Here is a 23,651-nt window from a genome sequence, read left to right on the forward strand (position 1 = left end):
AGTGGCTGGTGGCCGAGCGAGGCCAACGGTCGATTCCCTCATGCGACGGGGCTTCGTGCCACGAGATAGGAGACGCACCCTTCGAGGGTCGAAAGCTGCGGGTAGTCGCGTTCGGGGATCTCGATGCTGGTCGCCTCGTTGAGACCGGTGACGAAGTTGAGGAAGTCGATCGAGTCCAGATCGAGCGCCTCCTGGAGCGTCTCGCCTGACATCACCTGTGCCAGATCGGCTTCTGGGGCGACCTGCCGTAACGTCTCGCTGATCAAGGTGCGGGCTTCGTCGGTGTTCATAGTTTCTCTGGCTCCTGCAGCAGGCGATCTATTTGGGCGAGGAAGCGACCCCCACGGTGCCCGTCGCTCACGCGGTGGTCGGCGGACAGGGTCGCGGTGAGGCAGGGACGGACGCCGAGGAGCCCGTCCTTGGCGACGGGACGTTCGGTGACCGCTCCGAATCCGACAACGGCGACCTGGGGTGGGTAGATCACGCCGAAGACGGATTCCACTCCCAGGTCGCCGAGGTTGCTGACGGTGATCGTCGGGTCGCTCATCTCCGAGCTTCGGAGCACCCCGGCGCGGGCGCGGCGGACGAGGTCGTTGAGCTTCAACATCAGCTCGTCGAGGCTGAGCCGGTTCGCGTCGTGGATTGCGGGTGCTATCACTCCGCCGGCGCGCAGGGAGATCGCGACGCCTACGTGGACCGCCTCGCTCGCCAGGAACTCGCCATCGGTGAAGAACCCGTTCACTTCTGGGGCCTTCGCCACGGCCAAAGCGGTTGCTTTGATGAGCAGGACCGGCAGCACGAGCCGGTCTCGCACACTGCGGGACAGGTTCGCCTTCTCCAGCCACGCGGTGGCTGCGCCCGCGTCGACCGTCGTGCTCAGGTAGTAGTGGGGTATTTCCCGCTTGGAGCGCGCCATCAGCGCGCCGATCGCCCTGCGGAGACTCTCCTGCCGCGCGGAGCCCGACGAGCGGGAAGGCGCCACGACTTTGGATGTCGGGACTCGCGCCTCGCGCAGGTCGCGCTCGACGACCGCTCCACCGGGCCCCGTTCCTGTCAAGCCGTTCAGATCGATTCCGAGCTCACCGGCGACGCGCCGCGCCAGGGGAGAAGCGCGCGTGGGCGCGTGCGGCGGCGCCTGCGCCGCCCGTTCCACGTCGGCTCTCGTCACCTCTCCTCCGGGACCGCTCGCGGCGACCCCAGCCAGGTCCACGCCGAGTTGCTCGGCGAGGTGGCGGATCACCGGCGAGTGCGACATCGGTGCCCTCCGAGGCTCGGGTCCGGCCAGTGTGATCTCGGGTCCGGGCAGTGTGATCTCGGGATGCTCGGGGACGGGGCTCGGAGCGGCTTCTATCGGGGCGGCGGGTACAGGCGCCAAGCCCGCGGCAGGAACCGCGGCGGTGCCGGGCGCGCTCACCCGGGCGAGGACGCTCCCTACAGGGACGTTCTCGCCTTCCTTGACGACCAGTTCTCCGACGACTCCGTTCTCGAATATCTCGATCTCGATCGTCGACTTCTCGGTGTCGACGACCGCGACGATGTCACCCCGATGGACCGGGTCCCCGGGCTTCACCAGCCACTGCGTCAGGGTGCCGCTCTCCATGTCGGCCCCCAGGGAGGGCATCGTGAAGTCGCCCACTCATCCTCCCATCCGCCGTACCGCCGCCACGACCTGCTCGGCCTGGGGGAGCGCTGCATCCTCCATGTGCTTCGAGTAGGGCATCGGTACTTCCGCCGAGCACACCCGTGCCACCGGGGCATCCAGGTCGTAGAACACCTCTTCCGTTATGCGAGCGGACAGCTCTGCCGAGAGGCTGCCGCTGCGCCATCCTTCGTCCACCACGACGGCCCTGTGCGTGCGCGACACCGAACCGAGGACCGTCGCGTCGTCCAAAGGCCGCAGGCAACGCAGGTCGATCACCTCCGCACCCACACCGTCGCCGGCCAGCGACTGGGCTGCTACCAGGGCGGTGTCGAGGGTGCCGCCGTACGCGATCAGCGTGACGTCGTCGCCTTGCCGGCGCACCTTCGCAGACGAGATGTCGACCGGCTGCGGATCTTCGGCGAGGTCGCCGTGCGCGTTATAGAGGTTGCCGTGCTCGAAGATGATCACCGGGTCCGGGTCGCAAAGTGCGGGCCAGAGCATCCCTCTCGCGTCCTCGACGGTGGCGGGGGCGAGGATGCGCAGGCCCGGGATGTGCGTGTACCAACCTTCGAGGCTGTGGGAGTGCTGTGCGGCGAGCTGCCGTCCGGCGCCTGTGGTCATCCGGATCACGAGCGGGACGTTGAACTGTCCGCCCGACATGTACAGGAGGGTGGCGGCGTTGTTGACGATCTGGTCCAGGGCAAGGAGGCTGAAGTTGACCGTCATGATCTCCACGATCGGTCGCATCCCGCCGAGCGCGGCCCCGATACCTGCGCCGACGAACGCGGATTCCGACAGAGGGGTGTCACGGATGCGATCCGGCCCGAAGTCCTCGAGCAGCCCGAGGCTCACGGCGAAGCTGCCGCCGTAACGCCCGACGTCCTCACCCATCAGGAAGACCCGCTCGTCGCGCTCGAGTGCATCGCGCAGCCCTTCGCGCGCCGCCTCGCGGTAGCTGATCGTCCTCATGGCACTCCCGCCCCTCGATCTGGCTCCGACGTCACCCATCGCCGCAGATCCGCGACGTCCTCCAGCGTCCCGCTATCAGCGAACGCGACCGCGTCGTCTACCTCGGCGGCCACGTCGGCCTCGATCAGTTCGAGGGCGTCGCTGCTCAGGAGCCCTTCTTCGGACAGCCGCGCGGACAGGGTGGTGATCGGGTCGCGTTCCTCCCAGCGCTTGATCTCCGTCTTTTCCCGGTAGCGGTCGGGGTCGTACATGGAGTGGGCCCTGAACCGGTAGGTCCGCAGCTCCAGGAAGTGCGGGCCACCTCCGCTCCGGACGGTCTCGGCGGCGCTGCGCGCAGCGGACTCCACGGCCAGCACGTCCATCCCGTCGACCTCCCACGCCGGGATCCGGTAGCTGGCTGCCTTGAGCGAAAGGTCGGTCTCCGACTCCGAACGATCCAACGCCGTCCCCATCGCGTAGAGGTTGTTCTCGCAGCAGAAAAGCACGGGTAGGTGCCACAGAGCGGCCAGATTCATGGACTCGTGGAACTCGCCTTCGGCGACCGCGCCGTCGCCGAAGAAGCACGCCGTCACCCGCTGGTCGCCGCGTAGGTGATCGGCCAGCGCCAGTCCCACCGCTACCGGAAGGCCGCCAGCGACGATCGCGTTGCCACCGTAGAAGCGCGTCGAGGCGTCGAAGATGTGCATCGAACCGCCGCGCCCCCTGCACGTGCCTTCGAGTTTGCCTTCGAGCTCGGCCATCGTCGCACGCATCGAAATCCCCCGCGCGAGAGCATGACCGTGCTCCCGGTAGGTGGACACGATCGAGTCCGACGGCAGAAGAGCCTCCATGACACCGACGGCACACGCCTCTTCGCCGATGCCCAGGTGCAGGAACCCGCGGATCTTCGTGTGGCTGTACAGCTCCACGCATCGCTCCTCGAAGCGCCGGATGCGCAGCATCTCCCGGAGCAGATGCACTCGGCGATCGCCATCTGGGATGGTCGCGGTCGCGGCCACCGCGGCGATGGGAGCTTCGCCGGGCATGGCCGGATCCAGTCGCGTTGCACTTCTGTCGTTGGTCTGGCTCATCGCTGCGGCTCCAGAGTCGAGATGTCTCCCTCGGGTAGCCCGAGCTCCCGGGCCTTGAGGAGGCGGCGCATGATCTTCCCGCTCTTGGTGTGCGGAAGGTTCTGGTCGAACGTGATCTCGCGGGGGGCCACGGCGGCGCCCAGGCGTCGCCGGCCGAACCCGAGTATCTCCAACCTCAGCTCCTCGGTCGGCTGGTAACCGGTTCCCAGGGACACGAACGCCTTGACGACTTCGCCGACGAGGGGGTCCGGTTTGCCGATCACACCCGCTTCGGCCACCGCGGGATGCTCCATCAGCGCTGACTCCACCTCGAAAGGACCGATGAGGTGACCGGCCGACTTGATCACGTCGTCGCCACGGCCTACGAACCAGAAGTAGCCGTCCCCGTCGCGGCGGGCCAGGTCGCCGCTCAGGTACCAGCCGCCGGCGAAGCAGGAGCGGTAGCGATCCTCGTCGCCCAGGTATCCCCGGAACATGGAGGGCCAGCCGGGGCGCAAAGCCAGTTCGCCGTCCTGGCCGGTCATGGCCTCAACGGCAGCGCCGGCCGCATCGAGCACGACGTCGCCTCGCTCGTCGCGCATGAGCACCGTGGCTTCTATCCCCGGCAGAGGGCGGCCCATAGAACCGGGCCGGATGTCCATGCAGGGGTAGTTGGCGACCATGATCCCGCCCGTCTCGGTCTGCCACCAGTTGTCATGGATGGGAAGCCCGAGCGCCTCCTGACCCCAGACGACGACCTCTGGGTTGAGCGGCTCACCGACGCTCGCCACGAATCGCAAGCGGCTCAGGTCGTGTGCCTTCGCCGACTCCGGCCCGGCTTGCATCAACCACCGCAGAGCCGTGGGGGCCGTGTACCAAACGGAGACCTGCTCGGATGCGAGCACCTGGTACCAGCGGTCGGCATCGAAGTCACCCTCGTCGACGATGCTCGTCACGCCGTGCACCAGCGGAGCGATGATCCCGTAGGACATGCCGGTCACCCACCCCGGATCCGCCGTGCACCAGAACACGTCTTCGGCATGGAGGTCCAGAGCGATCCGCCCGGTGGCGTAGTGGGATACAACCGCATCGTGCACATGGATCGCGGCCTTCGGGGTTCCGGTGGTGCCGCTGGTGAAGTGAAGCAACGCCATGTCCTCAGGGCTGGTAGCGCCGATCTCGTACTTGTCGCTTGCTGCGGCGAGCAGATCGTCGAGTCGCAATGTCTCCGGTGGCGGCTCATCGATCGGAGATCCGTCACCGCCGGCGAGCACGACGCGCAGCCCGGGAATTTGATCTCTTATCGGGGCCACCTTCCGGTGATACAGCGCCGGTGTGGTCACGAGGATCGCTGCGCCACCGAGCACCAGGCGTTGACGGATCGGTTCGGGGCCGAAGGCGGGGAAGAGCGCGCAGGCCACCGAGCGGTGCTTGAGGGTGCCGAGGATCGTGAGATACAGGTCGAGTCCTCTCGGCAGCAGGGCGAAAACGCGCGCTCCTGGCTCGACTTCGATCGCGTCCAAGGAGTTGGCGAACCGGTTCGACAGGTCCGCCAATTGCCCGAAGGTCACGTCCCGTGCACCGCCGTGCCGGCCGCGGCAACGCAGCGCCACCTTGTCCCCGATGGGTCCCGATGCGTGACGGTCGACTGCTTCGTAGGCAATGTTGAGCCCGCGCCCACCGGGCAGGCCGTCGAGCGATCGGCGCGCCGACTCCCAGGTGAAGTCGCGGCGCTCCACGTCGTAGTCGGTCATGTTCGGTGCCACCCCGCCGGGCGGGATCGTCTTGTGGACCGTCATCCAAGGCACCGGCAACGTCCTTTCTCGAAGCCCCGACTCAGAAACTGGTCGTGGCCCACCCGTCCGAACGCTAAGGGTGGGTCGTTCGGTCCTCCCAGGGGCGAAAGTCACCTCTTGGCGGGTTGAGGGGTCAGCCCGTGCTCGCGGGCGAGCCGCTGAAGGATCTCCACGACGATCGGTTCGCCGGAACTGCGGGGGATCCGCTCGACGGTGGAGTCACCCTCGTCCACCGCGTCGGGCACCACGATGCAGACGGGGACCGAGGGGCGCGCTGACCGGTGGGCCTCGAGGAGAGCCGCGCCCTGCTCGCCCGGCACAGCGTCGACCACCAGGTCGGCGCCTTCGAACAGCGGGCAGGTCTCTCCCCGCAGGGCCGGGCAGCAATCCCAGCCGCCCTGCGGTCCGGGGCAGGTCAGAACCTCGAATCCCGCTTCCCGCACTGCATTCTCAGCGCGCCAGTGACCCCCCGGGACCTCCACGAGCACCCTCGGCTGCTGGTGAACCGGGGGCCAGCTGGGCATCTTTCCGCGTGTCGCGATCGCAACATGAGCTATCGCCGGATCGGCGTAGTCGACGTGAACCAGACCACGGTGGCGCAGCACTGACAGCATCTGGTGGTTCGTCACCATCACCTGGGCCTCGAGGTTCGGGATCCCGCGAGCGGCCGCTTCCTCGGTCAGGGCATCGAGCAGGTACGGCCCCAGCCAGCCCCGGGCATCATGGGCGACGGTGATTCCCAGCTCACCGTTGCCGTTCGGCAACATCCCGTAACTGGCCTCTCCCACCAGCTGGGGCGCCGCCTCCGGACCTTCGATGACCGCCACCAGCCCGAACCCTCCCCGCTGTTCTATTCGCGTCATCTGCTCCACGAACGACTTGGGCGGGCCGTGACCCGTGAAGAACCGCAGGTAGCGGTCGTTTTCGCTCAGAGATCTGTAGAGCGAGACGAGACCGGGTCGGTCGCTGGGCCGGATGGCCCGGATCGTCAGGACCCTGGATAGCGGGAGCTCGACGCTTCGGTGCACCGTTCGCTTGGCCGGATCTTCCGATGAAGGCACGCCTCGATCATCGGGCTCGGGCCGTCGGTAGAAACAGAGGCGATGGTCACCGCCGACTTCGGGTCGTTCGGCCCTGCACGGGGGTCGACTTCCGTGCGTACGGTCGGATGGGAGGTGGTTTCGGTGACCCAGGTCAAGTCGACAGATTCCGGCGCAACGAGGCCTTCCATCGCCGGTGCATGGCGCAACCAGCTGGGATCGTTCCTGACCGTCGAGGTCGACGATGACGGAGTGATCCGAGGGACCTTCCACACCGGTACCGGCTCGACACCCGACAAGACCTACCCGGTCGTGGGCTTCTGTGATGCCGACCGGATCGGCATGTTCATGGTTCTCGGGTTCGTCGTCAACTGGAGCGACAACCAATCCATCACCGTCTGGTCGGGTCTATACGACGCAGAAGCGGGCACCATCGACGCGACCTGGCTGATGACGAGTGAGACGGGTTCTGCCGACGAATGGAAGGCGACGATGGTCGGCCACGATGTCTTCCGGCGCGCCGCCTTCTAGGTCGTCGGGCTGACAGGGTGACCGCCGTCCTGCCGGCGGATGTCGGGCGCGGCCGGCGGCGCGGGGTCATCCTTGCTGTCCTGTGTGTCAGTCTCCTGCTGGTCAGCCTGGACAACATGATCCTGAACGTCGCCCTACCGGTGATCGTGCGGGCGATGCACGCCTCCTCGACCCAGCTGCAGTGGTTCGTCGACGCGTACGTGGTGGTATTCGCGGGGCTGCTGCTGGTGGCAGGCAGCATTGGAGACCGGCTGGGTCGCAAATGGGTCTTCATGGTCGGCCTCACCGTCTTCGGGGCGGGCTCCGCGGCGTCGGCCTTCTCGGGGACTCCGGACCGCCTCATCGCCGCCCGGGGCCTGATGGGCGTGGGCGGTGCTGCGATCATGCCGTCCACCCTCTCGATCCTCACGAGCATCTTCAGCGACGATGACGAGCGCGCCCGGGCCATCGGAATCTGGTCGGGGACTTCCGGGATCGGAGTGGCGCTGGGACCCCTGGCGGGCGGTCTTTTGCTCTCACACTTCTGGTGGGGCTCGGTGTTCCTGGTCAACGTGCCCATCGCGCTCGCCGGCCTGGCGGCCACCGCGCGGTACATCCCCAACTCCAAGAACCCGGATGCCAAACCTGCCGACCCAGCCGGTGCCGTACTCTCCATCGTCGGCATGGGGCTGCTCCTGTGGGGGATCATCGAGGCACCAACCCGTGGTTGGGAATCCCCGGTCACCATCGGCGTGCTCGCCGGGGCTGTGCTGGTACTCGGCATGTTCGTGGGTTGGGAACGGCGTTGCAGCCACCCCATGTTGGAGCTGGGCTTCTTCCGGTCGCCCAGGTTCTCGGTGGCGATGGGGGCGATGGCATCGGTGATCTTCGCCTTGATGGGCTCGCTGTTCCTGCTCACGCAGTACTTCCAGTTCTCCCTCGGCTACAGCGCACTCCAGACGGGGGTTCGGGTCGCGCCCGTCGCCGCCGTGCTGCTCGTGGTCGCGCCGCTGTCCAGCGTGGTGGTACGACTCGTGGGCACCAAGCCGGTGGTGTTCAGCGGGATGGCGCTGGTGGTGGCCGGTCTCGCGATCCTCTCGCGGGTCGGCGTCAGCTCCACGTACGCCGACTCGCTGCCCGCACTGTTCCTGCTCGGCATCGGGGCCGGCCTGGCCTTCGCGCCGTCCACTGACTCGGTGATGGGATCCCTCCCGCCGGCGCAATCCGGAATCGGCGCGGCCACGAACAGCACCGCAATCCAGGTTGGCGGTGCTTTGGGGGTCGGCGTGCTCGGCAGCATGCTGAACACTCGCTACCAGGGCCGGGTGGCGCCACTCCTGGCGCACAGAGCGATCCCGGCACCCGTCATGCACTACATCACCGGTTCTTTGGGAGGGGCACTCGCGGTTGCGCAGCAGCTCCCCGGCTCTCTCGGCTCTGCGCTGACGGCCCTGGCACGCGAATCGTTCGTGAGCGGGATGGGCCTGGCGCTCGGGGTCGGCGCCGCGGTGGTGGCTGTCGCTGCGGTCATCGTGGTGCTGACGTTGCCGAACCGGCCAGTAGCGTCCTCCCCATGAGAGCGGTTGTATGCACCGACTTCACCGGCCCCGACGCACTCCAGCTGACGGAGATCGACGAGCCCACGGTTGGCCCGGACGACGTCCTGGTCGATGTCAAGGCCTGCGCGATCACATTTCCCGACCTGCTGATGACCCGCAACCAGTACCAGTTCAAGACCGACCTGCCCTACGTGGTGGGCAGCGAACTGGCCGGCGTGGTGCGCGAAGTCGGATCGGACGTCGTGGGGATAGCGGCGGGGGACAGGGTGCTCGGCTCGTCGATGCTGACCGGGGGGTTGGCAGAGCGGGCGGTCCTGCGCGCCGGCACCATTCACAAGCTGCCGGATAACGCCGGCTTCCCCGAGGCCGCCGGGCTGCTGTATGCATACGGAACCTCGCACTACGCGCTGCGTAACCGGGCCGGCCTGCAACCCGGGGAAACCCTTCTGGTGCTTGGTGCAGCCGGAGCGGTCGGTCTTTCTGCAATAGACATCGGCCACGCGCTCGGAGCCAGAGTCATCGCTGCGGCGTCCAGCGACGAGAAGCTGGAGCTGTGCCGCAAGCACGGTGCCGACGAGACCATCAATTACGAGACAGAGGACCTGAAGACGACGGTCCGCGAGCTCACACAAGGGCTCGGTGCCGATGTCGTCTACGACCCGGTCGGGGGCAAGTACGCCGAGCCTGCCCTGCGGTCGACTGCATGGGAGGGCAGGTACCTCGTTATCGGGTTCGCCGCCGGCGACATCCCGCGCATCCCTCTGAACCTGACGCTGCTGCGAGGGTGCAGCATCGTCGGCGTCTTCTGGGGTTCGTTCGTGGGACGCCAGCCCGAGGACCACCGCCGCAACGTCACCGAGCTCATGGACTGGTGGCGCGAGGGTCGCTTCACGCCGTACGTGTCGGCGACCTACCCCCTCGAGCGCGCAGCGGAAGCGTTGCGCGACGTTGACGGGCGCCGCGTCCTGGGCAAGGTAGTCGTCACGCCTTAGTCGACCGACCCAGCCGAGTTTCGTTGCCGGGCGGCAGCCCAATGGAAGGGCAAGACCTGAGCCAGCTACGCCTACACCGTTGGAGCGACCGGGAGATCGTGGCGGTGGCGCTCGCCGCCCTCGCCATCGGCTTCGGGCAGTTCGGGGTGGTGGCCGCCCTGGGCGATGTGGCGAAGGGCTTCGGCCAGGTCAGCAACGGCGCGACCATCGCCGACCAGGCCGGCCTATCGGGCACGGTGCTCGGCGTGGGGCTGGCGATCATCCGTCTCGCCTCCCTGGGCGGGCTCCCTGTCGCCGGGCTCGCCGACCACTTCGGGCGCCGGCGGACCCTCATCGCGACCTTGGTCGCCGGGCTCGTCGTTACCGCTCTCGCCGCCGCCAGCCCCAGCTACTGGTGGTTCGTCGCGATCTTCGCTGTGGGGCGGCCGCTCCTGAGCGGTGCCGACGCGGTGGCACAGGTGACCGCGGCGGAGCAGACGGGGCAAGCCGACCGCACCAAGGCCGTGGCGCTGGTCGCCGCCGGGTACGGCGTGGGCGCCGGGATCGCGGCCGTTCTGCACAGCATCGGCTTGGGCGCCATCGGGTTCCGTGGTCTGTTCGCGCTCGCGCTGCTGCCGGTGATCGTGCTGGCGCCGCTCCGCCACTGGTTGAGCGAGCCGGATCGTTTCAATGTCGCTGCCGCGACCGATCGGCCATTGCCTGTGCTGGGCGCGGTGGCGCCCCGCTTCCGGCGCCGGCTTGCCGTGGTGGCGGGGCTGTCGTTTGCGCTGTCCGTCATCACCGGTCCGGCGAACAGTTTCGTGTTCCTGTACGCGCAGGACATCGTGCACCAGAGCGGCTACGTGACCGCCGCGATGGTCGTGGGCGCCGGCGCGTCGGGGCTGTTGGGGCTCGTCCTCGGCCAATGGCTCGCTGACCGGATCGGCAGGCGGGTGACGGCGACCATCGGCATGGTCGGTATCTCTGTGTTCGGCGTGCTCGCCTACACCGGGTCGGGGAGCGCGCTGGCGTTGGGCTACATCATCGGCGTTCTGTTCGGCTCGCTGCTCGCACCGGCTGCCGGCGCCATGATCAACGAGCTGTTCCCCACCTCGGTTCGGGCGTCGGTGGCCGGGTGGTGGGTCGCGGCGGGAGTCGCAGGTGCGGCCACCGGCCTGATCGTGTTCGGTACGGTTGCCGACATCCGTAACCAGTTCACCCTCGCGGCAGCCGTCACGTTCCTGCCGGCCGCGGTCGCCGCGGTGTTGTTCTGGTTGCTGCCGGAGACGAGAGGGCGTGAGCCAGAGGAGGTCTCGGGATAGCCAGCGGTGAGACCGGCTAGCCGGAAGTGCCGGTCTGGTCCGCCAACGGCTGGTAGGTCCGGCACGGCTCGTTGCGCAGGCTCGGGCAGGGCGGGAGAGCCGTCGGCACGTTCACGTCCGGCACCACCGGCAGCACAAGGCTCGAGGGCACGGACGGAGACGAGAGGATCGACACCGTCGAAGTACCGGCGGCCGGCTCGGTCTGGCCAAAGGACCAGACCGGTTGCGTCCCGTTCGGTGCTGCGATCGTCACCCGGATGCGGGACCCGGCCCTGTAGGCGTGGCCCTCGAAGTAGAGCGGTATGGCGACCTGGACGAACTGGTCGGAGGGCATCGGCGCGACGTCGGAGGCCAGCATGGTCGGCTCGGGCTCGAGGAGGGTGCTGGGCTGATCGATCGGGTCGTCGGTGCAAGTGTCGCAGGCGAGCGTGCGTTCGCTGGCGCGGATCCAGCCGTCCTGGACGAACGTTTCCTTGCCGTCGGGGCGCACCTCGCTGATCGTTGCCTGCAGGTCCACGTCGGGGGTCGACGACTCCACCCACAGGTAGACGGCCCCGCCGCCGATCACGGTCGTGTCGGTGGTGAGCGGCGCCGAGACGTAGGAGACCGCGGTGCTGGCGGGGTTCTGCTTCCAGTTCCACGTCCACTGCGACGCGTTGCCCCAGAGCCCCCCGCCGCCGGTGTTGTTGCCGGACCAGTCGGTGAGCGGGAGACCGGACGCGTCCGAGGTGTACCAGTTGACGCCGCGATGGGCTGGCAGCTGGTCGCTGAGCGTCCCGTCGGAGTTGAAGTACCAGGACTCGGCGGCCGTGCCGGGCACAGGGAACGTCGGGAACGTCTGCTCGAAGGCGGGGTAGGGGTCGCCCGGCTGCTGGGTGCCCGTCGGCGAAGTGCCGGCGCCGTTGTCGAACAGCACCCGGATCCCTCGTGTCGCCTCGAACGCGTTCAACGCGAGCTGGTAGGTCGGCAGAAGCTGGATCGGGTCGGATGGCAAGGTGATGGGGTCCTGCTGGTTGATCCCCATGGCCGCGTTGTACACGACCGGCGCTGCGGCCCGCACCGCCGCCTGATTGAGTATCGGCGGCTTGTGCGCGACGAAGAGCTCGAGGAAGTCGTACAACCGGTCGTACGTGGTCGGGTCGAGCGAGTCGATGTGCGCTCCGTTGGTGAAGGTGAACCACTTCTGGTCGGTGCCGGCGAAGTGCTGCACCAGGTCGGCGCAGTGACCGCCGGTTTGTTCGTCCTCCCACTGGCACACCATGAAGGTCGGGACGTTGATCTTGTCGACGAAGGTGACCGGGTCGAGCGGGTCGGCGACCGGCGGGTTGTAAGTGGAGTTGGCCTCGATCTTCGACATCAGGTCCGCGGCTTCACCGTGGAGCGCCTGGTTAGCGGCGCAGGTGTGATCGCCGCTCTGGATCTGCTTGAACGCCCATGATTGCCCGCTGTTGGGGCCGGCCGGCTCGGCCTCCTGCTGGCGTTGCTGCGCCCACGCGACGGCGAAGCCGGTGTTGAGGATGCCACCCGGGTACAGGGTGGTCGCGGTGGCGTCGATCACCGACAGCGGGGCGATGGCCTCCAGGTGCGGTGGCTGCAGCTGCGCGGTGAACAGCTGGCTGATGCCCCCGTAGGAGATGCCGAACATGCCGACCTTGTGGCCGAGGACCCACGGCTGGTTGGCGATCGTCTCGATCACGTCGTAGCCGTCGAGGTTCTGCAGAGGCTCGAAGAAGTCGTACGCGCCGCCGGAGCATCCCGTGCCGCGCATGTTGACGTCGACCACGGCGAAGCCCATCAAGTTGGCCAGCACCGCGATCCCGCTGTCGGGTCCCGCCGGGTTGGCATAGCCGTAACCGGAGTACTCGATGAGGGTGGGGTAGGGCGGCGTGTAGTCGGGACCGTTGGGAACCTTGACGCTGCTAGGCAGCCCGGGTTCGCCCGCGGGGCTCGTCGGCGGGTGGACGTAGATCGCGAGCTGGGTGCCGTCACGCGTCGTCAGGTAGGTGTAGCCGTTGTCGGGGATCGACTGGTCGTAGATCGACGGGTCCCACGGCGCCGGCGTGGCGTCGTGGACCACGAGGGGGTTGGACGTGGCGCCGGTCGAGTCGTCCCGCACGACGTAGCCGGTGCCGGGCGCGACGTTGCGGAACAGCACACCGCCGAGCGAGTCGGCCGGTTGCGTGTAGACAGCGGTGCCCTGTGAGTCGAGCAGAGATACCTGGGACGCTGCGGCCAGCCCGGTGGCGTACACCTGCTCCACGCTGCCGTGTGCGTCCAAAGCTCCGCTCGAGGTCGCCCTCGCCGAGTAGGTGATAGCCGGCACGAGCAGGGCCGCCACCAGGGCTGCACCGACCGGCACCGCGAGCTGTCTCCCCCAGCGCTTCATAGGGTGATTTATACTAAATACCCCATTGATCTAGAAAATCCGATCTAGAGCAATCTCGTCGGGAGAGTCAGCGGCGGGACTCCATGTAGCGCTGCATCCGGTCCGCGTACTGCTCCAGTTCAGGGTCCTGGGCGAAGAGGTCGGCATACTTCTTGCGGGCCTGCTCGCGCTTGGCCGGGATGAACTCGCTCGGGAACAGACCCTCGTGGGGCCGGTAGCTCTTGAGGACGTTGCGTGCGACGGTGACCTTGTGGACCTCGTCGACACCGTCGGCGATGCCCATCGACGGGGCGTTGGCGTACATGTCGCGGATCGGCGTGAGGTTCGTCATCCCCAGCGACCCGAGGATGTGCAGCGACCGGAACGACACATCCCTCAACACCTTCGCCATCGTGAACTTCACCGCGGCGATGTCGGTGCGCGTCTCCTGTGTCGACGTGTTGTCGATCTTCCATGCGGTCCACAGCACCATCAGGCGGAGCATGTTGATCTCGGTGTACGACTCCGCGATCGCCTCCTGGACCATTTGGTGCTCACCGATGATCTTGCCGTGCGATTCGCGCGACAGTGCACGTTCGCACATCATGTCGAGTGCCAGCCTGCACTGCGCGATCGTGCGCATGGCGTGGTGGATGCGACCGCCCCCGAGCCTGCGCTGCGCGAGGACCTTCGCGCCGTCCTCGGGGCCGAGGAGATGGTCGCGCGGGACGCGCACGTCCTTGTACTTCACCCAGTTGTGCGTCGAGGGGTACGGCTGGATTTCCACGCCCGGGGTGTCGCGCGGCACGATGAACATGCCGTTGGTGCACATCACGAAGAGGATGTCCGCAGCACGCCCGGCCGAGGTGAACCACTTCTCGCCGTTGATGACCCACTCCTCGCCGTCGCGCACCGCGGTGGTCTTGAACAGGTTGGGATCGGACCCCCCCTGCGGCTCGGTCATGGAGTAGGCGGACCAGATCTCCTGGTTCATCAGCGGTTTGAGCCACCGCTCCTTCTGCTCCTCGGTGCCGTACGCAGCGAGGATCTCCATGTTGCCGGTGTCGGGCGCCTGGCAGCCGAAGATCGCCGGCGCCGATCCGTAGCGGCCGAGGATCTCGTTGAGAAGGGCGAGCTTCAGCTGCCCGAAACCGGGGCCGCCGAGTTCCTTGTCGAGGAACACCGCCCAGAGACCCTGATCCTTGACCTGCTGCTGCAGCGGATCGACGAGCGCGCGGATCTTGGGGTCGCGTGACCGCACGGCATAGGGGAAGACGAGGTCGAGTGGTTCGATCTCGAGCTTGCAGAAGTCTTCGACCCAGTCGAGCTTCGCCTGGAACTCCGGCTCGGTTGAAAAGTCCCACGCCACGCTAAGTCCCCCTTGGTACTCGAATTGGCTGGGTGCACTATCCATCCGGGAGGCAGGGGGTGGCAAGCTGACGTCGACCCCATTAGCCGTCGGGGAGCGTCACACCACCCGGACGGTGTTGCTCCCTTCCCGCTTCGCTTGGTAGAGGGCGTTGTCCGCCCTTTGAAGTATTTCCTCGTCTATGCGTCGCGCGCTCGCCACCCCGATGCTGGCCCGGATCGAGATGCTGGACCCTTGCACGACGATCGGGTTGCGCAATGTTTCGAGTATCCGCTCGGAAAGCCGGCGCGCCTCGTCTGGACCACATCCGCGGCTGATGACGGCGAACTCGTCGCCGCCCAAGCGCACAGCCAGATCGTTCCCCCGGATGACTGATTGGATCCGCTTGGCGACTATCTTCAGCAGCTCGTCGCCGGTTGCGTGTCCGTAGGTGTCGTTGACCTCCTTGAACCCGTCCAGGTCCAGGCACAGAACTGACGACTCCACATCACTCACCTGAGCCGAGAACGTCTCGTTCAGCACGCGGCGGTTGGCCAGCCCGGTGAGAGGGTCCGATTCGGAGCTTCGCTTCAGGCCCTCGATCTGCTGGTGCAGGCGGATGGCCGTAGCGACGAGGTCCTTGATCCGGTCCAGCACCTGCGCCGAGCCGGTGGCGTGCGGGACTCCCGGTGGTGTCCAGAGGGTGAGGGTAGCCACGATCCGCCCGTCGAGACCCGCGACTGGAATCACGCTGACACTCGACAGCCCCTCTCTCCGGGCTGCTTCGGCGGTGTCCTCGTCGAGTTCCGACAACGACTGCGCCGTGACCGCGACACCGTTCTCGATCGCAGCCTTCCACGGTGAGCCCACGGGAGTAGACCTGCCGGACAGTTGCGCCGGCAGGCGGTCGCCGATCGCAGCGAGGGACTCGTCGGGAAGCCACAGCGTGATGCAGAACCGGGTCCCGACATCCGGCAGCATGGCTTCTCCAACGCCTTCCAAGGCCATGGCGAGCGGCTTCTCGTCCAGCAAGCGGTGGAGGACTTCGGCGTATATCTCTGCTCGAACCGGACGCCGGCCCAGCAGCCAGAAACCCTTGGCCAGCCCGCCCGTACCATCAGGAGCAGGGCCACCCGAAAGCTCGAGTGTCACGTACGAGCCGTTCTTGTGGCGCAGGCGGTAGAAGATCGAACCGCGCGGCACGTAGCCGACCGCCGATTGCGCAGCGACCGCGGCGAACAGGCCGGCGTCGTCGGGGTGCAGGAATTCGAGCCCGTAGCGGCCGACGACCTCCTCGGCCTCGTACCCGAGGATCTCCGTAACACCGCGGCTGGCGAAGCGGACTGCCAGCGAGGCATCCGCCACCACCACCAGATCGCTGCTGTGGGACAGCACCTCGGCAACCAGGGACTCCTGATCGCTCGGCTCAGCGATGGCATCGTCCACTGCCGGCATGATAGGCAGCGGGTGGCTACTTCGACGGTCGGCGGTTGCCCGGCAAGGCGGTCGTCACGCCGTGACGCGGCGGAGAGCCACCATGGCCACATCGTCGGGAGGGCTGTCGAGGCCGAACATGCCGTGGATGACGCGCAGGCAGAGCACCTCGGGGTGAACCGGCTCGACCAGTTCCTGCAGTCGCCGCAGGCCCTCCGAGAGATGCTCCCCGCGTCTCTCGATGAGGCCGTCGGTGTAGAAGAGGAGCAGCGCGCCGTCTTCCAAAGTGAAGGTCGCGCACTGCGCTTCGGCTTCGCTGGGGCTGCCGAGCGGCACACCGACCGGTAGGTCGAGGAGCTGCGTTCCGGTCGACGGCGACGCCAGAACGGGAGGCGGATGCCCGGAGCTCGCGATGCGGAACTCGCGATACGGCGGGTCGCTGACCGCGCACACCGCGGTGGCCAGGATCTCCGGCTCGAAATAGGAGATCTTCCTGGAAGTCAGCGCGAGGACCTCTCCCGGCTCGAGATCCAGGAGCGCGTACGCTCGCAGAGCACTGCGCGTCCGGCCCATGATGACAGCGGCCGGCAGGCCCCGGCCGGCGATGTCGCCCACCACGATCCACAGCTGGCCGGACGGGGACACGAAGCCGTCGAACCAGTCACCGCCCACCGTTCGGTCCTCGGGCGTCATGTAGCGGGTGGCGAACTCCAACCCTGGCAACGGCGGCATCCGCCCCGGCAACAAGCTCTTCTCGAGCAAGGACGCGGCGGACTTCTCGGCGGCCAACTGGAGGGCCTGAGTCGCGCCGGACACCCGGTCGGCGACGACCTGGAGCAGCTGGGCCTCGGAGGGAGTGAACGGCAGGTCTTGCAGCCGGCCGACGTGCAACACACCGAGCAGGCGCGGCCCGGCGAGGAGCGGAACGCCGAGCATCACCCGGATGCCCTTCTCCCAGAGGATCGGGTTGGCGACCGTCGTGGAGTCAACCCTGTCCAGCAGGACCGGCTCGCGCTGAGCGGCGATGCTGCCGGCGAATCCTCTTCCGACAGGAATGCGAACACCCTGCCGGACCTCTTCCTCTATACCGTGGGCGGCCGTCGCGACGAGCTGGCCGGTGCCCTCGTCGAGGAGCAGCACAGCCGAAGTATCGGCCCGCAGGATGTCGCAGACCCGGGAGAGGAGCTGCTCGAGGAACTCTTCCATCCCGAGGACCGAAAGCGTGTTGTCGGTCAGGACCTGCAGCTTCTCGAGTGGTCCTGCCACCCCGCGCTCGGTCGGCAGGATTCTTTCCACACTCACTTCCTACCCAATCAGCATCCAGACAATTCGCCGCCCCCGCTTACCCGCTCCGCCCGCAGCTGCGCGCGGCGGACCTTCCCGGCGTCGTCACGCAGGGCCTCGTCGACGAACTCGAACGATCTGGGGATCTTGTAATTCACCAGCCTGTCCTGGAGAAAAGACCGGAGTTCTTGCTCGTCGAGCGCCTCTCCTTCGGTTTCTACGATGGCGTGGAGCCGGTTGCCCAGGTCGTCGTCGGGCAGTCCGATCACCGCAACGGAGCGAACGGCCGGGTGCTCCTGCAAGGCCGACTCGACCTCCGCCGGGTAGATGTTTGCGCCGCCGCAGAGGACCATGTCCTGCATGCGGTCGCCCAGATACAGGTAGCCGTCCTCATCGACCCAACCCACGTCGCCGAGCGACTCCCAGCCGCCTTCACGCGACCTCGCTTCGGCGCCGATGTAGCGATAGGTGGGTTTCTCGCGGCCCGAGCGCATCCAGATCTCGCCTTCCGAGCCGGGGGGCAGCTCGTGGCCGTCGGCGTCGAGGATGACGATCTGCCCGTGGCTCGGCCGGCCGACCGAACCGCGGTGTTCCAGCCACTCCCCGCCGGTGATGACCGTAGCCGCCTGACCCTCCGTGCCGCCGTAGAGCTCGATGATGCGATCGGGGCCGAGCCAGTCGATCCATGCCTGCTTCAGCCACGCGGGGCACGGCTCGGCCAGGTGCCAGACCCAGCGTAGCGACGACAGGTCGTACTTGGTGCGCACGTCGTCGCTGAGCCTGAGGATCCGCTTCATCATCGTCGGCACGAGATAGATCACATCGGCCCTGTGCTCGTCCACCGCAGCGAGCGTCGCTTCCGCATCGAAGCGCGGCAGCACCGCGACGTGGTTGCCTTTCAACAAGGCGCCGCACGACCACACGATCGGTCCGTTGTGGTACATCGGTCCCGGCATCACAAACGACCCGTCGTCGCTGAACAGCAGCGGCGAAGGCTGCTCGGGGTCGATCACCGACGGGTCCCCCGACACGATCAGCTTCGGCCGTCCGGTCGACCCTCCCGACGTGGGGGCCTTCCACGCCGGCGACACCGCGTCTGGCAGCGGCCAGTCGTCGAGATACGGCGGCACGTCGAGAGGTTCCGGGCCGAGCACCGCCTTCGGGCGGGCGAGCTCGATGATCGCCTCGAACTCCCGCGCCGGCAGCCGCGACGACACCGGTTGGGGGATGGCGCCGAGCTTCCAGCAGGCGGCGGTAGCGACGAACCACCCGACCGAGTTCGCCAACGCGATGGTGACCATGTCGCCCGTCTCCACACCCTTGGCCTGGAGGCTGCGGGCCATGCGGTTGGAGAGCGACTCGAACTCGGCCCGGGTCACGCTCTCGGTGCCGCAGGTGATGGCGGGTCGGTCCGGGGCGGCTGTCGCGAGATCGGTCAGCCTTCTCGAGTAGGAGATCATTGCCACGGCTTCGCAGCGTAGGTCGGAGTGTATGGCCCCTGGTTTTCTCAGGCTTTACGAGCCTGTTCGTTAAGCCTGCATTCAGGATGGCCGGTCATTGTTGGCCGCCGTGGGGCCAACAATGACATCCGCGGGCGCCAATCCATGCTGAGCCTGGGCTACGTCTGGAACGAGCTACATCGCAGATCCGGGCGCACCATCGTGACGGCGCTCGGCCTCGCCGCCGGCGTGGGTCTCGTGATGGCGATCAGCGGCGTGTCCGACGGTTTGTCCCAGGCGCAGAACCGGGTCCTGTCCCCGCTCGGTTCCGTGGGCACCGACATCATCGTCACCAGGACGGTGGCGCCGACCACGTCAACCGCGAGCAGCTCGACCTCCAACGGAAACCAGGGTTCGCAAGGGAGTGGCTCGCAGGGCGGGGGAGCGGGCCCCGACCGAGGCAGCGGCGGGTTCTTCGCCACCGGTCCCGGCGGTCCAAACGGACGTTTGAGCCAGCTCAACTCGGCTGACACAAACGCGCTCCTCAACGCCAACTCCTCAGTCCTCACGGACCTGTCCAAGCTCGGGCCCGCAGGCACCAAGTTCGTGCACGACTTCTTCGTCCCGGGCACCCTCATAACGTTCCCCAGCCAGGCGGTCTCCGTGGTGTCGGCGATACCGCATGTCACGTCGGCCGTCGGGGCGCTGACCCTGCAGGCGGTTCACGAGAGCGGGACTGTCCCGTCGGTGGTGGCCACGTTCCAGACCGGTGGACAGACGATCAACGCCACGACGACGCCCCCACCGCTGACCGCAGCCCAACGCCAGGCCACCTTCGACTGCCTGCAGAAGGCCGGCCTGATCGGGAGTGACTCGACCTCGACCGGCGGTGGCACCTCGGGCTCGGGCGGCACCGGCGCCACGGGGGGCAGCGGCGGCACCGGCGGCACCGGATTCAGGCGGGTCGGCTTCAACTCCGACAATCCGGCGTTCATCGCCTGCCTGCCCGCCGCGCAGCAGTCCTACATCACCAAGGTCGTCGTCCCTGCGCAGACCATCCGCCAGGTGCTCAACCCGCCCTCGACCGATACCTCCACGTCCACCTACACCGTCGCCGGGGTCGATCCCACCCACCCCAACACCGGCGTCATCACCAAGGCGCAGCTCGTGTCGGGTCACTGGTTCGACGCCAACGCTGCCAAGGCGGCGAACGAGGTGCTCGTGAACAATGCCTACGCCAGCACCAAGAAGCTGACCGTCGGCGGGACCCTCACTATCAACGGGACCAACTACAACATCGTCGGTCTGGTCTCCCCGACGCTCACCGGCAACGTGTCGGACATCTACTTCGAGCTGCCGACCATGCAGAACCTGTCCTCCAGCTCCCAGCGCGTCAACGAGGTGCTCGTCTCCGTCCACGACTCCAGCCAGGTGAGCGCGGTGGGGGCGGCGATCAAGAAAGCCCTCCCCGGCGCGCAGGTGCTCACCTCGAAAGACCTCGCCGACCAGGTAACGGGCAGCCTCGCCAACGCCCACCGCCTGGCCAGTGACCTCGGAGGCGCGCTGGCGATCGTGGTCCTACTCGCGGCATTCGCCATCGCCGCCCTGCTCACCCTGTCGAACGTCGCCAAGCGCGTCCGTGAGATCGGCTCGCTGCGTGCGATCGGCTGGTCGCGCGGTCTCGTCGTGCGGCAGCTCATTGCAGAGACGCTCGGCATCGGCGTGCTCGGCGGCGTCCTCGGGATCGGTGTCGGCCTGGTGATCTCGGCAATCATCGGTGCGGTCGGGCCGGGCCTGACCGTCACGAGCAGCGGCCTCACCGTCGGTGCCTCCTCGGTCAGCTCCCTCATCCACCAATCCACCACCGGATCGATTTCGACGATCGTCCATCTCACGGCGCCGATCTCCATGAGCTCGCTCCTGCTCGGGTTCGCCGGCGCTCTCCTCGGTGGTCTGCTCGCCGGGATCATCGGAGGTTGGCGAGCGGCGCGGCTCTCACCTGCTACCGCTCTGAGGGACCTGGGATGACCGAGCCGCTGTACTCGCTCGAGGGTGTCGGGCGTTCGTTCTCGAAGGGCGGCGTCACGGTCGACGCAGTGCGGTCCATCGACCTCGACATCGCCCAAGGAGAGATGGTGTCGATCGAAGGTCCGAGCGGTTCGGGCAAGTCGACGCTGCTGCAGTTGCTCGGCGCGCTGGACACGCCGACGCGCGGCTCCTTGCGCTTCGACGGCCGCGAGCTGGCGCGCGAGTCCGACAAAAGCCTCACCGGGCTGAGGAGCAAAGAGATCGGCTTCGTGTTCCAACACTTCAACCTGATCCCCACGCTCACCGCGCAGGAGAACGTCTCCGTCGCGATGGTTCCCGCCGGAATCCCGCACGCCAAGCGCGCGGAGCGGGCCACCGAGCTTCTGGAGCAGGTCGGTCTCGGCCATCGGGTCGATCACCTCCCGTCGCGCCTGTCGGGTGGCGAGCAGCAGCGGGTCGCGATCGCGCGAGCACTCGCCAACTCGCCTCGCGTCGTCATCGCCGACGAGCCCACCGGCAACCTCGACTCCGAAACCGCCGCCGAGGTGATCTCCGTCCTCGCCGGCCTGCGCCAGACCGCCGGCGTCACCCTCATCCTCGCCACCCACGACGACGAGATCGGCCGCATCGCCGAGACCCGCGTACGGCTCAAGGACGGCTCCATCATCTGAGCGGCGATTGGGCCGCTGGACTAGGTCAAGGCGGCGTACGGACGCTCGATCCAGTGGGTGTGCCGCCAGCGCTCCCACTCGTCCGCGTCGGTGGATGGCCTGCAGATCAGGTACCCCTGCGCGTGGTCCACGCCGAGGGTCGTGAGAGCGTCCAGCTCCTCTGGTCGCTCGATGCCCTCGGCCGTGACGGACGCGCCGAGGTCCAAGGCCAAGAGCATGATCGCGGTGATAAACGACCGGCGGGCCAGGTCGCGGTCTATGTCGATGATGAGGGACCTGTCGATCTTGATGATGTCTGGCCGCAGATTCAGTATGTGGTGGAACGACGCGTAACCCGCCCCGGTGTCGTCGACGGCGAGCCGCAGCCCCAGACGTCGGAGCGGATCGAGCACCGCTTGGATCTCCGGGTAGGAAGCCACGGCGCTGTGCTCGGTGATCTCGAGGATCACACGCGACAGGATGTCCCGGTGCTCGGCGAGCGCATCGGCGAAGCGCTGGTCGAGGACGCACACGGGTGAGGCGTTGACCGACAGCGCCACCCCTTCTGGGAGAACGGACAGCGCGTCCAGCGCCCGGCTCAGCGTGAGGAGCTCCAGGTCGGCCGCTCGTCCTACTTCTTCGGCCATTGGGAACACCGTTGAGGGGGAGCTGCCGTCGGTGAATCGCGCGAGCGCCTCCGCCGCGATCCACTCGTGCGTCGTCAGGTCGATGACGGGTTGGAGTGCCACCGTGACCGCTTCGCCTTCGATGATCCGCTGGATGTGGCGGGCGGCATCTACGAGCGCGGGTGTCAGCCGCTCGGAAGACACAACCGTGCGTGCTCCCCGAAAGCCCGCAACACCGCCGTGCGTCCCCAGGACGGGGACGGCGTTGCCGATCATGACCACCTTGTGGCCGTCCGCGTGCAGCCACGTCAACGCGACGTCGTCCCAACCGGTCCAGTTCTCGACGGCTGCCGCGAAGATCGAACGGGCTCGAGGCACATCGGCGTCGTCAATGAAGTCGAACATGGACCGACCAACCATTTCCGACGGCGCGCGTCCGAGAAGGCGCGCGACGGCCGGGCCGCAGGACGAGATAACCAGGCGGGAGTCGGCTTCCCAGGTCCATTCCCGGGTGGTGGCTGCCATGTCGGCGAGCCGGGTGTCGGTCCTGTCCAATCGGTGCCGCAGGCGACGGATCTGTGCCCGGGAACGCCAGAGGACGCCCGCGAGGAACGCGGGCCACATCAGGGCGGTCCAGGCGGCGTAGCCTTCGCCGGCCCAGAGGTAAACACGTGGTTCGTGCCCCAGGAGCGGGGCCACCACCGCCACGACGGTGGAGACCGCCAGCGCTGCGGCCAGGGCCATCAGCAGTCGATCACCACCGGCGGTGGCTAGACGCGGCGCGAATCGCCTCTCGCCCATATCTACCGATTTGGGCCTTCCACGCAGCCATTCTGAGCCAATATTTCACTCTATGTCCAGGCATCAGCACATTCCGTGGCAAAATCGGGGCCCGTGGCCGAAAAACCCGAAATCCGCGGGCGCTCAGGGGCTAGGTAAGGCGAGTCCCCTCGGCCCCTTGTCTCTCGATGCCCTCCAACAGGTAGTTGAGGCCTTCTGCGAACTGCAGCGGAGTGGTGTAGGCGGCGAGCCGGTCCGCAAGCTCGTGATCCAGCGAGCCTGATCGATCCGGCTCCCATCCGGACCTCGAGGCTTCCAGCGCGGCGAACCCGACGGTGTAGGTGTGGATCGCCGCGTAGGCGCGCTGCGCAGATTGCTCGTCGCCGAGGGCGCGCCGCAGTACAGCCATGGCCGCCTCCATCCTGGCGACCGCGGCCGGGAACACGACCGGGTGCGTCAGGTACACGTGCAACGCCGCCGGTTGTGAGACAAGGAAGTGCCTCAGCTTGTCGGCGGCTTCGGAGATCCAGGCCTTCCAGTCGCCTTCGTCGGCTCGTGGCTGCCACGCCCTTGTCAGAAGGCGGTCGACGACCTCGTCGAGGAGGTCGTTCTTGTCGCGTACGTGGCGGTACAGCGACATCGGGGCGACGCCCAGGTCCGAAGCGAGACTCCGGATGGTCATCTGCTCGAAGCCGCCGGAGCTTCGCACCGAGCGGATTGCCGCGTCGACGATCTGGTCGCGGCTTATCGAACCCCAAGGTGCTCGGGCGTTGCTGGCGGGAATCTTCGCTGCACGCGCCACCTGCTTACCCTACCAATGGCCTTCCGTTCGGCTACCT

Annotated in this window: 19 protein-coding genes; 6 read left to right on the top strand and 13 right to left on the bottom strand. The window is 67.4% G+C overall.

The features are described from left to right. Positions 1–38 precede the first annotated feature (38 nt). The 6 genes from VNF71_16290 to VNF71_16315 all read right to left on the bottom strand — a co-directional run bounded on the left by VNF71_16290 (position 39) and on the right by VNF71_16315 (position 6,517). On the bottom strand, positions 39–290 hold the full coding sequence (locus VNF71_16290) for a phosphopantetheine-binding protein (protein HVA76115.1): 252 nt from the start codon (positions 288–290) through the stop codon (positions 39–41). Next, positions 287–1,636 (bottom strand): dihydrolipoamide acetyltransferase family protein, encoded by a 1,350-nt coding sequence (locus VNF71_16295; GenBank protein ID HVA76116.1) that lies wholly within the window; start codon positions 1,634–1,636, stop codon positions 287–289. Before VNF71_16295 ends, VNF71_16290 begins: the two co-directional genes overlap by 4 nt. Beyond that, complete coding sequence (locus tag VNF71_16300; protein HVA76117.1) at positions 1,637–2,611, bottom strand: alpha-ketoacid dehydrogenase subunit beta; 975 nt, start codon at positions 2,609–2,611, stop codon at positions 1,637–1,639. After that, positions 2,608–3,636 (bottom strand): pyruvate dehydrogenase (acetyl-transferring) E1 component subunit alpha, encoded by a 1,029-nt coding sequence (gene pdhA / locus VNF71_16305; protein ID HVA76118.1) that lies wholly within the window; start codon positions 3,634–3,636, stop codon positions 2,608–2,610. The genes VNF71_16300 and pdhA overlap by 4 nt, the downstream gene beginning before the upstream one ends. Positions 3,637–3,677: 41 nt before the next feature. After that, on the bottom strand, positions 3,678–5,459 hold the full coding sequence (acsA, locus tag VNF71_16310; protein HVA76119.1) for an acetate--CoA ligase: 1,782 nt from the start codon (positions 5,457–5,459) through the stop codon (positions 3,678–3,680). Positions 5,460–5,566: 107 nt separating this feature from the next. Next, complete coding sequence (locus tag VNF71_16315; GenBank protein ID HVA76120.1) at positions 5,567–6,517, bottom strand: GNAT family N-acetyltransferase; 951 nt, start codon at positions 6,515–6,517, stop codon at positions 5,567–5,569. Between the two features lie 42 nt (positions 6,518–6,559). Here VNF71_16315 and VNF71_16320 point away from each other — a divergent pair, with 42 nt between their 5' ends. From VNF71_16320 to VNF71_16335, 4 genes are read left to right on the top strand one after another with little or no spacing between them, the layout of a single operon-like run. Then, complete coding sequence (locus VNF71_16320) at positions 6,560–7,027, top strand: avidin/streptavidin family protein (protein ID HVA76121.1); 468 nt, start codon at positions 6,560–6,562, stop codon at positions 7,025–7,027. A gap of 17 nt (positions 7,028–7,044) precedes the next feature. After that, positions 7,045–8,583 carry an MFS transporter gene (locus tag VNF71_16325; GenBank protein HVA76122.1) on the top strand — a complete coding sequence of 513 codons (1,539 nt, stop codon included), beginning with the start codon at positions 7,045–7,047 and terminating at the stop codon, positions 8,581–8,583. After that, positions 8,580–9,557: an NADPH:quinone oxidoreductase family protein gene (locus VNF71_16330; protein HVA76123.1), complete on the top strand. Its 978-nt coding sequence runs from the start codon at positions 8,580–8,582 to the stop codon at positions 9,555–9,557. The genes VNF71_16325 and VNF71_16330 overlap by 4 nt, the downstream gene beginning before the upstream one ends. A gap of 41 nt (positions 9,558–9,598) precedes the next feature. Next, positions 9,599–10,858 (top strand): MFS transporter, encoded by a 1,260-nt coding sequence (locus VNF71_16335; protein HVA76124.1) that lies wholly within the window; start codon positions 9,599–9,601, stop codon positions 10,856–10,858. A 16-nt stretch (positions 10,859–10,874) separates the two neighbouring features. On the opposite strand, the gene VNF71_16340 is transcribed toward VNF71_16335, so the two are convergent. The 5 genes from VNF71_16340 to VNF71_16360 form a co-directional block, all read right to left on the bottom strand. Further along, a complete protein-coding gene (locus tag VNF71_16340; protein HVA76125.1) occupies positions 10,875–13,244 on the bottom strand; it encodes a CocE/NonD family hydrolase in 2,370 nt (789 codons plus the stop codon). A 67-nt stretch (positions 13,245–13,311) separates the two neighbouring features. After that, positions 13,312–14,592 (bottom strand): acyl-CoA dehydrogenase family protein, encoded by a 1,281-nt coding sequence (locus VNF71_16345; GenBank protein HVA76126.1) that lies wholly within the window; start codon positions 14,590–14,592, stop codon positions 13,312–13,314. 99 nt (positions 14,593–14,691) lie between these two features. Next, complete coding sequence (locus VNF71_16350) at positions 14,692–16,017, bottom strand: sensor domain-containing diguanylate cyclase (GenBank protein HVA76127.1); 1,326 nt, start codon at positions 16,015–16,017, stop codon at positions 14,692–14,694. 63 nt (positions 16,018–16,080) lie between these two features. After that, a complete protein-coding gene (locus VNF71_16355; GenBank protein HVA76128.1) occupies positions 16,081–17,301 on the bottom strand; it encodes a GAF domain-containing SpoIIE family protein phosphatase in 1,221 nt (406 codons plus the stop codon). A gap of 17 nt (positions 17,302–17,318) precedes the next feature. After that, positions 17,319–18,749 carry an AMP-binding protein gene (locus VNF71_16360; GenBank protein ID HVA76129.1) on the bottom strand — a complete coding sequence of 477 codons (1,431 nt, stop codon included), beginning with the start codon at positions 18,747–18,749 and terminating at the stop codon, positions 17,319–17,321. Positions 18,750–18,893: 144 nt separating this feature from the next. On the opposite strand from VNF71_16360, the gene VNF71_16365 reads away from it, so the two are divergent. Next, positions 18,894–20,756: an ABC transporter permease gene (locus VNF71_16365; GenBank protein HVA76130.1), complete on the top strand. Its 1,863-nt coding sequence runs from the start codon at positions 18,894–18,896 to the stop codon at positions 20,754–20,756. Further along, positions 20,753–21,427: an ABC transporter ATP-binding protein gene (locus tag VNF71_16370; protein HVA76131.1), complete on the top strand. Its 675-nt coding sequence runs from the start codon at positions 20,753–20,755 to the stop codon at positions 21,425–21,427. Before VNF71_16365 ends, VNF71_16370 begins: the two co-directional genes overlap by 4 nt. Before the next feature lie 20 nt (positions 21,428–21,447). Here the strand turns inward: VNF71_16370 and VNF71_16375 are convergent, their stop codons facing one another. Together VNF71_16375 and VNF71_16380 are read right to left on the bottom strand one after the other, a co-directional pair. Next, positions 21,448–22,833 (bottom strand): EAL domain-containing protein, encoded by a 1,386-nt coding sequence (locus VNF71_16375; protein HVA76132.1) that lies wholly within the window; start codon positions 22,831–22,833, stop codon positions 21,448–21,450. Positions 22,834–22,963: 130 nt separating this feature from the next. After that, positions 22,964–23,614, bottom strand: coding sequence for a TetR/AcrR family transcriptional regulator C-terminal domain-containing protein (locus tag VNF71_16380; protein HVA76133.1), 651 nt, complete (start codon positions 23,612–23,614; stop codon positions 22,964–22,966). Between the last annotated feature and the right edge of the window lie 37 nt (positions 23,615–23,651).

The organism is Acidimicrobiales bacterium (assembly GCA_035533095.1).
In the GTDB taxonomy this organism is placed as follows: domain Bacteria; phylum Actinomycetota; class Acidimicrobiia; order Acidimicrobiales; family Palsa-688; genus DATLUM01.

Excerpts from the sequence above, each read along its gene's own strand:
- VNF71_16320 (HVA76121.1), top strand. The coding sequence starts at position 6,560 with ATGGTCACCGCCGACTTCGGGTCGTTCGGCCCTGCACGGGGGTCGACT.
- acsA (HVA76119.1), bottom strand. The coding sequence starts at position 5,459 with ATGACGGTCCACAAGACGATCCCGCCCGGCGGGGTGGCACCGAACATG.
- VNF71_16340 (HVA76125.1), bottom strand. The coding sequence starts at position 13,244 with ATGAAGCGCTGGGGGAGACAGCTCGCGGTGCCGGTCGGTGCAGCCCTG.
- VNF71_16370 (HVA76131.1), top strand. The coding sequence starts at position 20,753 with ATGACCGAGCCGCTGTACTCGCTCGAGGGTGTCGGGCGTTCGTTCTCG.
- VNF71_16360 (HVA76129.1), bottom strand. The coding sequence starts at position 18,749 with ATGATCTCCTACTCGAGAAGGCTGACCGATCTCGCGACAGCCGCCCCG.
- VNF71_16300 (HVA76117.1), bottom strand. The coding sequence starts at position 2,611 with ATGAGGACGATCAGCTACCGCGAGGCGGCGCGCGAAGGGCTGCGCGAT.
- VNF71_16290 (HVA76115.1), bottom strand. The coding sequence starts at position 290 with ATGAACACCGACGAAGCCCGCACCTTGATCAGCGAGACGTTACGGCAG.
- pdhA (HVA76118.1), bottom strand. The coding sequence starts at position 3,636 with ATGCCCGGCGAAGCTCCCATCGCCGCGGTGGCCGCGACCGCGACCATC.
- VNF71_16335 (HVA76124.1), top strand. The coding sequence starts at position 9,599 with ATGGAAGGGCAAGACCTGAGCCAGCTACGCCTACACCGTTGGAGCGAC.
- VNF71_16375 (HVA76132.1), bottom strand. The coding sequence starts at position 22,833 with ATGGGCGAGAGGCGATTCGCGCCGCGTCTAGCCACCGCCGGTGGTGAT.
- VNF71_16330 (HVA76123.1), top strand. The coding sequence starts at position 8,580 with ATGAGAGCGGTTGTATGCACCGACTTCACCGGCCCCGACGCACTCCAG.
- VNF71_16365 (HVA76130.1), top strand. The coding sequence starts at position 18,894 with ATGCTGAGCCTGGGCTACGTCTGGAACGAGCTACATCGCAGATCCGGG.